The 13,083-nt window shown below is 60.6% G+C and carries 8 protein-coding genes; 2 read left to right on the forward strand and 6 right to left on the reverse strand.

What is annotated here, in order from left to right:
• Positions 1-50: 50 nt before the first annotated feature.
• The 5 genes from AC13E3_RS01690 to AC13E3_RS01710 form a co-directional block, all read right to left on the reverse strand.
• Positions 51-1,052: a helix-turn-helix transcriptional regulator gene (locus tag AC13E3_RS01690; RefSeq protein WP_482901657.1), complete on the reverse strand. Its 1,002-nt coding sequence runs from the start codon at positions 1,050-1,052 to the stop codon at positions 51-53.
• Positions 1,053-1,079: 27 nt separating this feature from the next.
• Positions 1,080-3,719 (reverse strand): AAA family ATPase, encoded by a 2,640-nt coding sequence (locus tag AC13E3_RS01695; RefSeq protein ID WP_482901658.1) that lies wholly within the window; start codon positions 3,717-3,719, stop codon positions 1,080-1,082.
• Positions 3,716-4,840, reverse strand: a complete 1,125-nt coding sequence (locus AC13E3_RS01700; protein WP_273045280.1) for a metallophosphoesterase family protein — start codon at positions 4,838-4,840, stop codon at positions 3,716-3,718. The genes AC13E3_RS01695 and AC13E3_RS01700 overlap by 4 nt, the downstream gene beginning before the upstream one ends.
• Positions 4,841-4,976: 136 nt before the next feature.
• The gene (gene fdhF, locus AC13E3_RS01705) at positions 4,977-7,847 is read right to left on the reverse strand and encodes a formate dehydrogenase subunit alpha (protein WP_482901659.1); all 2,871 of its coding nucleotides are present in this window, start codon (positions 7,845-7,847) and stop codon (positions 4,977-4,979) included.
• A 10-nt stretch (positions 7,848-7,857) separates the two neighbouring features.
• Positions 7,858-9,573 carry an NADH-ubiquinone oxidoreductase-F iron-sulfur binding region domain-containing protein gene (locus AC13E3_RS01710; protein WP_482901660.1) on the reverse strand — a complete coding sequence of 572 codons (1,716 nt, stop codon included), beginning with the start codon at positions 9,571-9,573 and terminating at the stop codon, positions 7,858-7,860.
• A 212-nt stretch (positions 9,574-9,785) separates the two neighbouring features.
• Here AC13E3_RS01710 and AC13E3_RS01715 point away from each other — a divergent pair, with 212 nt between their 5' ends.
• A complete protein-coding gene (locus AC13E3_RS01715; RefSeq protein WP_273082237.1) occupies positions 9,786-10,769 on the forward strand; it encodes a ribose-phosphate diphosphokinase in 984 nt (327 codons plus the stop codon).
• A gap of 64 nt (positions 10,770-10,833) precedes the next feature.
• On the opposite strand, the gene AC13E3_RS01720 is transcribed toward AC13E3_RS01715, so the two are convergent.
• Entirely contained in the window at positions 10,834-11,340 is a 507-nt protein-coding gene (locus tag AC13E3_RS01720; RefSeq protein ID WP_008174494.1) for a hypothetical protein, read from the reverse strand.
• A gap of 245 nt (positions 11,341-11,585) precedes the next feature.
• Here AC13E3_RS01720 and AC13E3_RS01725 point away from each other — a divergent pair, with 245 nt between their 5' ends.
• Positions 11,586-13,082 (forward strand): DUF3375 domain-containing protein, encoded by a 1,497-nt coding sequence (locus AC13E3_RS01725; protein WP_273082233.1) that lies wholly within the window; start codon positions 11,586-11,588, stop codon positions 13,080-13,082.
• Position 13,083 lies beyond the last annotated feature (1 nt).

The following is a 13,083-nucleotide window of genomic DNA, read 5'->3' on the forward strand; positions in this document are numbered from 1 at the left end:
TCGCGGTACTCGTGACCTGCAGTCAGTCATATCTGCTTCATCACGCGTTCTTAATCTTTGAATCTCGTGCGTTCCAGGCCCTGCTCAAGGGTGCCAGCTATCTCCTTTCTCAGCCAAGTCGGCTCGACAATGTCGCAGTGCACCGCCTGAGCGGTAAGCCACCAACGTAAGTCCTGGGTATCGCCAACGGTTACCGTAATTTCAAACGTGTTCGTGTCGATGTCAGTTGTAACCTGGTCGAAGCCCAACGGCGATTCAATTAGATGATTTAATACCGGCTTGTCACAGCGTAGATGCAGGAACACCGGTTCACTGGAGTGGAGAATTCCCATGGCACCAGAGGAGATATACAGGTCCAGATCAAAATCATCCGGCCGCTCAAGGGGTTCTTCCACCAACTCCCCGGCCGTCGCCCTGTGCAGAACTAATTGGCGAATACCTTCCCTGCCTTCGATGGTACCAATCAGATATACGTTTGGATCCCGAAAGATCAAACCGAACGGATGTACCACTATTTCTGCCGGTTCCGGCCAGTTGCGGGCCTGGTAGGTAAGCTTGCATCGGTATTCTCGCAGCAAAGCTTCGGTGACTGTTTCCAGGACATCAGCATCGATATCAGGCCGTTTTCCACCCAGGCCGCGATTGATGACCCTCACTCGGTTTGGCCACTGCCCCAAGGGATTACGTTCACGCAGCAGGGTCCGATGGGCCTCATCAAAATGGGGCTTCAGGTGGGATAGAGCCCTCGGTGGAAGCATGGGCTTCAGGTAGGCCCTCGCTAGCTCAAAAGTAAGTGCAGCCGGTAAATCCAAAGCCGGTATGATGTCCATAGTCGCTTCGCGGTCGAATGACCACTGAAAAGGCCGGCTGGTTTCATCCACCAGGAGCGGGAAGTCCGTGCTCAGTTTCTCAAGATCCCGCTGAATTGATCGCATGGTCACGGAGAACCCCTGCTCATCAAGCCTGTTCGCCAACTCGGTTGTAGTAATGGCTTTCGGGTACCGGGGTACCATCCGGAGCATGGTCAGGTAGCGCACGGCGGTGTTAGGCATTGGCTACTCCTTGTTGGTTTAGAGGGACTAAGCGCCCTGCTCCTTCGAAGCCTGAATATCCACCGGCGGCACCCCAAGGTCCTGCCACTTTTCCGGATGGCAGGTAAACAGCAATATCTGATGCCGACTGGCCGCATCAAACAGAATGCGCTTCATGTCTTCGAGGCGGTCGCTGTCACTGTGCACCAAGGTGTCGTCCAGGATGACCAGCGTTGGCCTTCCTGCTTCCCGCAGCAGATCGGCATAGGCGAGGCGGCTGATCAGGCCCATCTGTTCCCTGGCTCCAAAGCTCAGTTCGGTGATCTGTCCCAGTTCGCTGCCCCGGCTGAAGGTGCCGGGCCGTAGCTGTTCGTCGACTTCGAGGGAGGCTTCGGGGAAAAGCACCGACAGGTAATGGTTGAGGTGCTTTTGCAGCGGTGCCTGCAGGCGGCGAGTGAGGGCCTGGCGTTTTTCCGTGAGCAGGCTCAACAGCAGATCCAGGGCCTGGGCACGGCGGTGCAACTCCTGATAGCGGCGATTGCACTGGTCGTACTCCGCCTCTTTCTCATTGAGCTGTTCTTCCAGCCCTTCGGCACCCCAGGCTTCAAGCCTGACTTTGATATCCCTGAGCTCACGCCCGCGGTTTTCCTGGGTCTGGCGTAGTTGATTGACCGCATTCTGGTAGCGTTCGATGTCTTGCTTGAGAAAGTCCGGTCGGGCTTCGCGGATTTCCCGTTCGCGGCGCTCGAGGCTGGCTTGCAGTTCGGCCTGCTGTTTTTCGATGTTCGCCAGGTCGGTGGTTATCTGGCGCAATTGCTGTTGCCTCTCCGGGCTCTTTTCTTCATCCGCCAGCCGCTGCCATTCGGTTTTAGCGTTGTCCCGCGCCTGCTTCAGTGCCGACCGCTTTGCCTGGTGCTCACGCTCATCGGATTCGGCCTTGTCCAGCGCGGTGCCGGCCTGAACCAAAGCGGCTTCTGCCTCCTCCAGGGCGGGTACGTTCTCTTTCTGGTCCGGTTCTGGCGTGGCCTGCAACTGGCTTTTGGCTTTCGCCAGTTCGCTTTCCGCCTCGCTCTGTTCGGAGACAAGTTGCTCAATGCCGGCCGGTGCCACGGATTTCAGCAAATCTTCGGCGTGCTTCTGGGCTCTTCCGGCACTTTCGAAGGCTGAAAGCCGGTCTTCGGCCTGTTCCACGGATGTCACGCCGAGGGTCTTCAGCTGTTCGGCGAAGCTGTCCTCAAGGGTTTTAAGCTTCCGGCGGGTGCTGGCAAGCTCTTCGCCGCCGGGGGTTATGCCCAGGGTACCCACGCCCGGGATAACCAGGGTGGATTCTTCCAGAAGCTGCTGCTCGCCCTGCCCGGTGAGTTGCTCGTTGTTCAGTGTTAATGATGCATTGGGCTCCAACTGCCAGCTCAATCGGGTGGCGATGGTTCGTGAACGGATGGTTTCTTCGTTCAGCTGGTTCGCGGTGGCTTTCAGGTTTTTGACCGCGGCGGAATCAATGCGGTTGTCTCTGGCCTGCTGCCTGGCCTGCTCCAGCTGCTGGTGGTATTCCTTTGCTTTGGCGAGGTTCTGGGTCAGCACTTGTTTTTGCTGTTCAAGCCGGCGGACATCCTGCTCCAGCCTTTGTCGCGTTTGCAGCAAGCCCGCCAGTTTGCGTTGCTTTTCCGCTTGCTCATAGGCGGTTCTGGCTTCGCTCAAACGACCTGCAATCATCGGCGTTTGCGTTTGTGCGGTGGCGAGGTCTCGCTCCGCGCGGTCCAGCTCGGCTTTTCGGCCCTCAAGCTGGCGACTCAGGCCTTCAAGGTGTTCCTTGTTCTGCTGCAACAGGCGGTGGTTTTGCTGCAGCTGGCTGAGCGTAGCTTTCTCCTGGTTCTGTTGTTGCTCCAGGCGCTCAACCTGCTGATAACGCACCCGGGCCTCCTCCAGCTGGCGCTGGGCGTCTTCCCAGGGGCGCTCGGCCTCGGCCTGATCATAATCCTGGGCCAGTTTGCCAAGCCGGTCGACCTGCTCCTGGTATTTATGCACCCGCTCCTTCAGCTCTTCAATTTCAAGTTCAGATTGAGCGCGGTCTTTTTCCAGTTTCAGGTAATCGCCCCGGGGCTTGCCGGTACCGGTCAGCAGGGTGTCCCGCTGGCTGCGAACCGTCTCGATCAGGTCGTCGCCCCCGGAGCTGGCCACTTCTCCGACCATGGAATTAAGGGCGGACTTCAGATGGTCCCCGGCATGCTCGATAGCCTGCTCAATGTCCTGCCCGGTGCCCTGCTCCACCCACAGCAGTCCCGGTATGCCCCAGTGTTCGGCTTTGCTGGCACCGCGCTTCGGGTACTGGTAGCCCAGCAACTCGGCCAGTTTTTCTTCCGCGTCGTCTTCGCTGTAGGTGTCGGTGCCTACTTTCAGGTCACAGCGTTTTCGCTGCAGGAAGCTCTTGGTGAGATGCCAGGAACGGCCCTCGTGCTCAAAATCCAGTTCAACGGTGGGCGCCGCGGCGGAATCCCCCCAGGGGCGCAGGTCGTCAACGGCGGTTGAGCGGTAGCGCTCGAAAAATGCGGCACGGATGGCACGCACCAGGGTGCTTTTGCCGGACTCATTGGGACCGTGAATCAGGTTGAGGCCGGGTTGCAGGTTGTCCAGAACAAAGGGTTTGCGGAACTGGCGTAGCTGTTCAATGCGCATTCGCTGCAGTTTCATTGGCTGGCCTCCTGTTCCCGCTCTCTGAGCAGTCCTGCCAGAATGGCCAGCGCGTCCCGGGCGGCGTCATCCTGCGCGCCCTCTTGTTGACGCTCGCGCAGGCTTTCGACGACTTCGCCCACGTACCCGTCCGCCTTCAGGGCGGCGATGTCCTCGTCGGTCGGCGCAAGCTGGAGCCCGCTGCGTTCGCACCGCAGGCTGCGGAATCGGGCTTCAGCCACCGAGAGCGCCTTTAGGAGCGTTTCTTCTCCAGCCAGGGTTATCGAACCCTCAAGCCGCAGATCAACAACGGCGGATTCCGGCAAGGCGTTCAACCGCTCCAGCAGTTGGTCAAGATCGGACTGAACGGTGAGGGTTTCCCGCCACTGGTGCCATTGATACCGACCGGTAGGTAGTCGGGTTACCGTCGGCGTTTCCCCTGCCTCGGGCACGTCAACGATCAGGGCATTGCCGGCTTCGTTGTTCCGAAAGCGTTCCGGCTCGGGAGTGCCGCTGTAACAGGTACGCTCATCAATCTGTTTGGTGCCGTGCCAGTCGCCCAGGGCAAGGTAATCAAGCCGGCTGGCTTCGGCACGGTTCGGCGCGATGGGATTGGTGGAGTCAATCTCGTCCGGCAGCAGGCCCTGGACACTGCCGTGGGCCAGGCCGACCCGGAGGAAGCCTTCCGGTGACTCGTAGCCGCTGAACGGGTCAGTCAGATCGCCGTAGGTGTGGCGCTGGGTCAGCGGCGCGCATAGGATGCTGAGGCGCTGCGGTTCCAGGTTTATAACGCCGGGCTGCAGCGCCAGGTGTACGTTCTCAGGTACTGCACCGAGGCGCTGGGCCCGGGTCCACACGCTCTCTGCCAGGGCGGCGTCGTGGTTGCCGGGCAGCATGACCCAGGGGCCGGCGAACGCCTTTGTGGCATTGAATACCCGCCGGATCGTGCGATCAGACACCGTTTGGGCATCAAACACATCACCGGCCACCAGAACGGCATCGCACTGATGTTCATTGGCCAGCTGTGCGAGCGTTTCGATGGCCTCAAACCGGGCTTCGACCAGCGCGGCTCCGTCTTCGGTTTCAAAGCGGGTAAACGCCCGGCCCATCTGCCAGTCTGCCGTGTGCAAAAACTTTGGCATTTTATCTACCTGAGAATTCGGGGAATTTTGGCGCCATTCTAGACCAACCAACGATACTTTACAGACGCAAGGCGACAATGCGCGTCGTTCTGAACAAGCTTGGCTATCCCAGCTCTAGCCCAGCTCCAGCCCGGCACTAGGCCGGGGTCAGCCGGCAGGCGGCGTACTTGAATTCCGGAATCTTCCCGAACGGGTCCAGAGCCGGATTGGTGAGCAGGTTGGCCGCCGCTTCCACAAAGGCGAAAGGCACGAACACCATGCCTTCGGGCATGGTCTGATCAGCCCGCGCCGTAAGGGTGATGCTGCCCCGCCGGGTGGCGATATGGATGTCCTCTCCAGAGGCAACGCCCAGGCGCTCCAGTTCTGATGGCGCCAGGAATGCCGCCGCTTCGGGTTCGCGCTCGTCCAGTACCCGGCTTCTGCGGGTCATGGCGCCTGTGTGCCAGTGCTCCAGCAAACGCCCTGTGGTCAGAACCGTGGGATAGGCCTCATCCACTGGCTCGTCCGGTGGCAGGGGGCTGGCCGGAGAGAACTTGGCTTTGCCCCCGGACCTGGGAAACGCATCGGCGAAGACCACATCATCGCCTGGCGCGTCGTCGGCCTGGCACGGGTACGTCACAGACCCTTCCCGCTCCAACCGGGACCAGGAGATATGATCCAGTGAGTGCATGCCCTGCTTCATCTCGGCAAACACTTGCTCGGGGCCGTTGTAGTTCCAGGCCAACCCAAAACGCCGGGCGATTTCCTGGATGATCCACCAGTCCGCCTTTGCTTCACCCGGGGGCGTGAGGGCCGCCCGGCCCATTTGCACCTGCCGGTTGGTGTTGGTGACGGTGCCGGATTTTTCTGACCAGGCCGCTGCCGGCAGTATCACATCGGCAAACTGGGCCGTCTCGGTGACGAACAGATCCTGAACCACGAGGTGCTCCAGGGCGCCCAGCGCGGCCCGTGCGTGGGTGAGATCCGGATCGGACATCGCAGGGTTTTCACCGAGGATGTACATGCCCTTGATGGTGCCCGCCCTGATGGCGTCCATGATCTCCACCACGGTCAGCCCCGGCTCCGGGTCCAGTTCGGTGCTCCAGAGTTCTTCGAAAGCGGCTCGCAACTGGGCATCCCCAACGGGCTGGTAGTCTGGCAGTACCATGGGGATCAAGCCGGCATCGGAAGCGCCCTGCACGTTATTCTGCCCCCGCAGGGGGTGCAGACCGGTGCCGGGCCGGCCGGTATGGCCGCAAGTCAGCGCCAGGGAAATCAGGCAGCGGGCGTTGTCGGTACCGTGCACATGCTGGGAAATGCCCATGCCCCAGAAGATAATCGCGTTTTCGGCCTGCGCGTAGGCACGGGCCACTTCCCGAATCGTGTCGGGATCGACGCCGCATACGGGGCTCATCACTTCCGGGGTCATGCCTTCGATACTTGCCGCTAGCGCCTCGAAGCCTTCGGTATGGGTATCGATGTAGTTCTTGTCGAAAAGCCCTTCGCTGATGATCACATTGAGCATGGCGTTGAAGAGCGATACGTCGCCACCGGGCGAGAAACGCACGCTGCGCCAGGCATAGGCGTCCAGCGACTGGCCCCGGGGATCAATGATGATCAGTTTGGTGCCGTTGCGTGCTGCCTGCTTGAAGTAGGTGGCGGCGACCGGGTGATTCACCGCCGGGTTGCAGCCGGTGAGGATCACCACGTCTGCCTGGAGTGCCTGCATGAAGGAGGCGGTCACGGCCCCGGACCCCAGGCACTCCATCAGCGCTGCGACAGAGCTGGCGTGGCAGAGCCGGGTGCAATGGTCCACGTGGTTGGAGCCGAAACCGGTGCGCACCAGCTTCTGGAACAGCCAGGCTTCTTCGTTGGAGCACTTGGCGCTGCCGAAGCCGGCCAGTGCGCTGGGACCGTGCTGGTCTTTGAGTTGGGTGAGCCCGCTTGCTGCCAGTTCCAGTGCTTCTTCCCAGCTTGCTTCGCGAAAATGCGTCTGGGGATTGGCCGGATCAAAGTTTGGATCGAACCCTTTGGGGACGCCCTCCCGGCGAATCAGTGGCCGGGCGAGCCGCGCCGGGTGAGACGGATAATCAAACCCGAAACGGCCTTTAACGCAGAGCCTGCCCTGGTTGGAGGGGCCGTCTTTACCTTCCACAAAGAGAATGCGCCCGCGCTGCTCGCCCGCTCCTGATTGAGCGCTCGCGGGCTCGTCTTTCACGTGATAGGTCAGTTGGCAGCCCACGCCACAATAGGGACAAACGGAGTCTACAGTGCGGTCGGCCGTGGCGGAGTCTCCGCGGCCCTGGGCATCCATCAGGGTGGCGGGCATGAGCGCGCCCGTCGGGCAGGCCTGCACGCATTCGCCGCAGGCAACGCAGGTGCTGTCGCCCATGGGATCATCAAAATCAAAGATCACCTTCGACGCGGCACCGCGGTGAGCCAGCCCGATCACGTCGTTGCCCTGCACTTCCCGGCAAGCCCGCTCGCACAAGCCGCAGGTGATGCAGGCGTCCAGGTTCACGTTCATGGCCGAATGGGTGGCGTCATGGCCGCCGGCGTGAGGCAGTGAATCGGAGCGGGGTTCAACATGGTGAACGGTGGGCCCGTCCCGGTCTGAACGTGCCGGCAGGCGCTGGCGCACGGCAGCGGCATCGATGGCCAGCTGGTCCGCCGTGTCCCACAAATGGCTGGACCGATCGGGGCTGCTCTCTTGCTCAGGCTGGTCGGCCAGCAGTAATTCCAGAACGCCTTTGCGGGCCGTCTGAACCCGTGAAGAACCCGCGCTGCGCACAACCATGCCGGGCGCAGCCTCCCGAATGCAGCTTGCGGCAAGCACCCGCTCGCCTTTAACTTCCACCATGCAGGCGCGGCAATTGCCATCGGCACGGTAGCCCGACGCGTCCTTGAAGCACAGGTGCGGAATGGTCTCGCCGGCCCGCTTGGCGACCTGCCAGAGGGTTTCGCCGGGGTAGGCCTGAACCTCCACGTCGTCGAGGGTGAGGGTAAAACTTGTGCTGGAATCGGTCATGGCGGCTTCCCTACCCTTTAACGATCAAGTTTTGGCTGGCCAATTCGCTGCGGAAATCCCGGAGCAGGCTCAGCACCGGATTGGGAGCGGCCTGGCCAAGACCACAGATGGACGCATCGGCCATCACGGCGGCCAGTTGCTGGAGCGTCTGTTCATCCCAGGTATCCCGCTCCAGCAACGTCAGCATTTTTTCAGTGCCCACACGGCAGGGCGTGCACTGGCCGCAGGATTCGTCTGCAAAGAAGCCCAAAAGATTGGCGGCCGCGGCTTGCAAATCGTCCTGATCAGACAGAACGATCACGGCCGCAGAACCAATGAAGCAGCCGTGTTCCTGCAGGGTGTCGAAATCCAGCGGAATGTCGGCCTTGCTGGCCGGCAGTATGCCGCCGGAGGCCCCGCCGGGCAGGTAGGCCAGCAGGCGATGCCCTTCGGCCATGCCGCCACAGTATTCCTCGATCAATTCATGGAGGGTGATGCCAGCGGGTGCGACATGCACACCGGGCCGCGCGACCCGGCCGGATACCGAAAAGCTGCGAAGCCCCTTGCGACCATGCCGCCCCTGGCTGGCAAACCAGTCTGCGCCCTGGGCATGGATGCGCGGAATCCAGTAAACGGTCTCGACGTTGTTAACGAGTGTGGGCTGGTTAAACAATCCCTTCTGGGCTACGAACGGCGGGCGATGCCGTGGCTTGCCGGGCTTACCTTCCAGGGACTCGATCAGGGCGGATTCCTCGCCGCAGATGTACGCGCCCGCGCCCCGGCGCAGGATCACAAAACCGGCTTCTATGATGCCGGCAGATTCCAGTTCGGCGACGGCGTCTTTCAGCACACCGAGGAGGCCGGGATATTCATCGCGCAGGTAGATGTAGAGGGCCTTCGCCTCAACCGCCCAGGCGCTGACCAGTGCACCTTCCAGGAACACGTGGGGTTCTCGTTCCAGGTGATAGCGATCTTTGAAGGTACCCGGCTCACCCTCGTCGGCATTGATCACCGCGTAGCGCGGCCCGGGTTCGGCCCGCACGGCCTGCCACTTGCGGTACGTGGGGAACCCGGCGCCGCCCAGGCCGCGCAGGCCAGCCTGCTGAAGTTCTTCCGCAAGCGACTCGACGGTAATCCGACCGTCGCGGCATTCCTTCAGCAACTGGTAACCACCTACCGAGCGATAATCCGCCAGCTTCTGCCAATGGATCTCGTCGGGTTGAACCTGCTTTTGTTCGACTGCCGCGCCAACCGTCTGGACAGTGGCGTTGCCTACATGATGTTGTCCCACGGCCACCACAGGTGCTGTATCGCAGCGCCCCATGCAGGGTGCGTGGACCACACGCACCTGGCTCGGGTCCGTCCCGTCGGCCAGTGCCTCGTGCAGTGCGCCTGCGCCCGCCAGTTGGCAGGAAACCGAGTTACACACCCGAAGAGTTATCTCAGGCGGCGGGGCTTCTTCATCGTGAATGACGTCGAAATGGGCGTAGAACGTGGCCGTTTCATAGACGGCGGCCATGGGCAGGTTCATGAAAGCGGCAAGGGCCCGAAGGCGGGGCATGGAGAGGTAACCGTCTGCGTCCTGCAGTACATGCAGGTGTTCGATAAGGCGATCGCGGTCCCGCAATGACGAATCAACACGTTCGTCACCGATCAGGTCCCGCAGCTCCGACAGTACCGCCGGTTCCAGTTGACGGCCACGTAGAGCAGAGCGCCGGCGTTTGACCATCTTATCGTCTGTGCTCATTGTTGTTGACCAGGCGCCGAGGTATCAAAGACAGCCTTGCCGACTGACTTGATTAGTTACCGATCATTGAAGCACATCAGGCCGGGATTACGCCAGACGATGGAAAGTGGGACGAAGAGTTCGAAAACTCGGCCTCGTATATCTTTATCCGCATTTTGACTAGAGTTAAAAGAGCAATTGATACACTCAGCCAAAGCGAACGGACTGGCCCCATGAAACCGGACGACCGAATAGCACTCTTCAGTCTTGATTGCGGCAGCGACTTTGCCTCGCAAGTGGCCGTCCACCTGGGCGTGCCCCTGGGCAAACATGAGGAACGGGATTTCGAAGACGGCGAGCACAAGATCCGCACGCTGGAGACGGTTCGCAACCGGGATGTATTCGTGGTCCAGTCCCTCAACAGCAGCGATGGCCTCAGCACCAACGACAAGCTCGTGCGTCTGCTGTTTTTACTGGCCAGTCTTCGGGACGCTGGCGCCGGCCGAATCAATGTCGTGGCGCCCTACCTTTCTTACTCCCGCAAGGACAGGAGAACCAAGCCCCATGATCCTGTCACCACCCGCTATGTCGCCCAGCTCTTCGAGGCTGTGACGATCGACACCATGGTGACCGTGGACGTTCACAACCGCGCCGCTTTCGAAAATGCCTTTCGCTGCCCGACAGTGCATTTGAGCGCCAGGGAAGCGTTCATCGACTACCTCCTGCCGGAACTCGGGGACAGGGAAATCACCGTAGCGTCCCCGGATATAGGGGGCGTAAAGCGTGCGGAACTGTTCCGCGAGTCATTGGCGAATCGGCTGGAGCGCCCCGTCGGCAGCGCATTTATGGAGAAGCATCGCAGCCAGGGCGAAATGAGCGGTTCTGCCGTGGTTGGCGATATCCGCAACCGCACCGTCCTGATCCTGGACGACCTGATCGCAGGAGGAGGCACTATGCAGCGGGCTGCGGAAGCGTTCAGAGACCAGGGCGCGGAGGACGTGATCGCCATCGCCACGCACGCTGTGTTCACTGACGATACCGGGGAAAAACTGGCTTCGCCGGCATTGTCCCGGGTGATTCTCGGCAATACGGTCACTCCGTCACTGCCGTCCAAATCACTGAAGACCAAGGTTGAGCTGGTGGATATTACTGCCGGCATAGCCGATACCATCACTGCATTGCATGAAGGCAGGGATGTGACAGATCTGGAGTCCTGAATCCGGGTTTCTTGGGCGCCATCGCTTCAGCCGCCAGCACCTTTGCCGAAATCGGAGGCTATGTTCAGGTAATCCAGCGCTTTTTGCCGCCATGGCCCGCGCCTCTCGCGGAAATCGTCGTCCAGGTGCCAGATCGCCAGCTTGGCCCGTTCTGTGGCTCGGTCAGGCAGACATGCTCCGGCCGCAAATCACCATGGGCCTCAACGAGGATGCCGGCCTTTGCGCGATCCGCAAAGACCGCCGAGTGTTTTTCAATCAGTGTCATTTGCTGGTCACGGACCCGTTTGACCCTGTCCTCCGGAAGGGAGTAATCAATCAACTGTTGGTAGTGATCGTCGATGCCCTCCCGCAAGCGCTCCAGGTACTGGTTCCCCGAGAGCCGGACGCTTGCGGCATCCAGATAAAAACGGGCAAGCAAGTCGGCCGCCGCCGTGACGCGCTGGTATTCCACGGCTGAGGACTTGATCTGTTTTTCCAGCATCGCAGTCTCTGGCAGGCGATGCATGACCACCAGCCAGTCGACGGGAATGCCCTCCGTGCCCAACCTCAGCTCACCACCTGCCTCAATCACAGACTCTAGCAGAGTATGTGACCCGGGTAGATAATGACAAGGGCGGCCTGGTGTCGGCCTGGAGAATAAAGGTGGCACCGGATAACAAAGCGCTCTGGTGAAACCGCCCCTGTGGTGGTCTGATGGGTATTAAGTTGTTACGGTCGCTATCACACCGGTACTATTATGAACGCCATATAAATGCCATTATCAGGCCCTGTTTGCTGCCACCCGTTATCCAGATACCAGATAAAAGCACACTGCCGATGGACGAACAAACCCACCTGAGAACCCGCTCCTACCTGGTGGCCCGTCACCAGCATCCGGCCTGGAAGCTTCTGTCTGCCACCCGCGGGCCCCTGGTACTTAGTTGCCTGCAGGCACTGATGGAAACAAACCGGGAAGAAATCCTGTTCGAGGATGCCCAGCAAATGCTGACGGATATCCTGCGTGAACACGCCAACAGCGACGACCTGAAGCTGTCCCCCGACGACCCGGCAGCCGATGCCAGGAAAGAACTACGCTCCTGGATTCGCAAAGGGCTGATAGTGGAACGGGACGGCCGGCTGATGGCCACCGATGCCCTGCAAAAAGCCCTGGCCTTTGTTGAGGGCCTCGATGAAAAGATCATGACGTCCACCGCCTCTCGCCTCGCCACGGTACAGCGGGAAATTGAAAACCTGGAAACCCGTCTGAACCCGAATGCCCAAAGCCGTGCGGACCATATACGCCGCAAAATAAGAGACCTGGAGCACGAAATGGCCGACGTGGAAGCCGGTCGATTCAAGGTGCTGGAGGGGGCCGAAGCCGCAGAAGGCATCCGCGAAGTCTACAATCTTGCCACCAGTCTGCGAGCGGACTTTCGCCGGGTGGAGGACTCCTATCGGGACGCAGACCGTCAGTTACGCCAATCCATCGTCAGCGAACAGCATCACCGTGGCGAAATCGTTGACCGCTTGCTGGACGGCCACGACACCCTGCTGGAAACCGCCGAGGGCAAGGTATTCCACAACTTCAGTGAGCAACTTAGCCGTTCCATCGAGCTGGACAACATGAAACACCGGTTGCGTACCATCCTGAAGAATCCGGCAACCCGCCACGCCCTGTCCCGACAGCAACAGGATGAATTGCGCTGGCTCGTGATCCGGCTGATACAGGAGTCCGCTGCTGTCATCCGCGCCCGGGCCCGCAGCGAAAAAGACGTCAAAGGGTTCCTGAAAACCGGGCTGGCCGCCGAGAACCACAGAGTCGGCGAACTGCTCAATGGTATACTGAACACCGCACTTAACATCGACTGGTCCAGCCACAAGGTCCGCAAAGGCGACACGCCTCTGCCGCCAATTGCCGTGGCGGTTTCCAGCCTGCCGCTGGTTGAGCGGCTCAGATTCAAGTCCGCCACTGAAGAGCAGGCACAAGGCCTCGAGTTGACCGATCAGGGCGTCAACCTCGACGACGTCGACGAAGAGTTCTGGCGGGCATTTGACGGTCTTGACCGGGAAGCCCTGTACCAGGAAACCGTGGAACTGCTGAAAGTCACCGACCGCCCCATGAGCATCGGCGACCTGGCGGCTCACCTGCCGCCCACTCACGACCTGGAAACCATTGCCCTGTGGCTGGCCATGTCCCGTGAGGCGGAGGTGGAAATCACCGACGACCGGGAAGCCGTGGATATTACCGACAGCAACGGACACCGGCTGCGCTTCCACGTGCCGCAACTGGCGCTAACCCGACAAGACGCAGAAGCCATCGACTGGGAGCTGTAAA

The organism is Marinobacter sp. L-80, assembly GCF_056859395.1.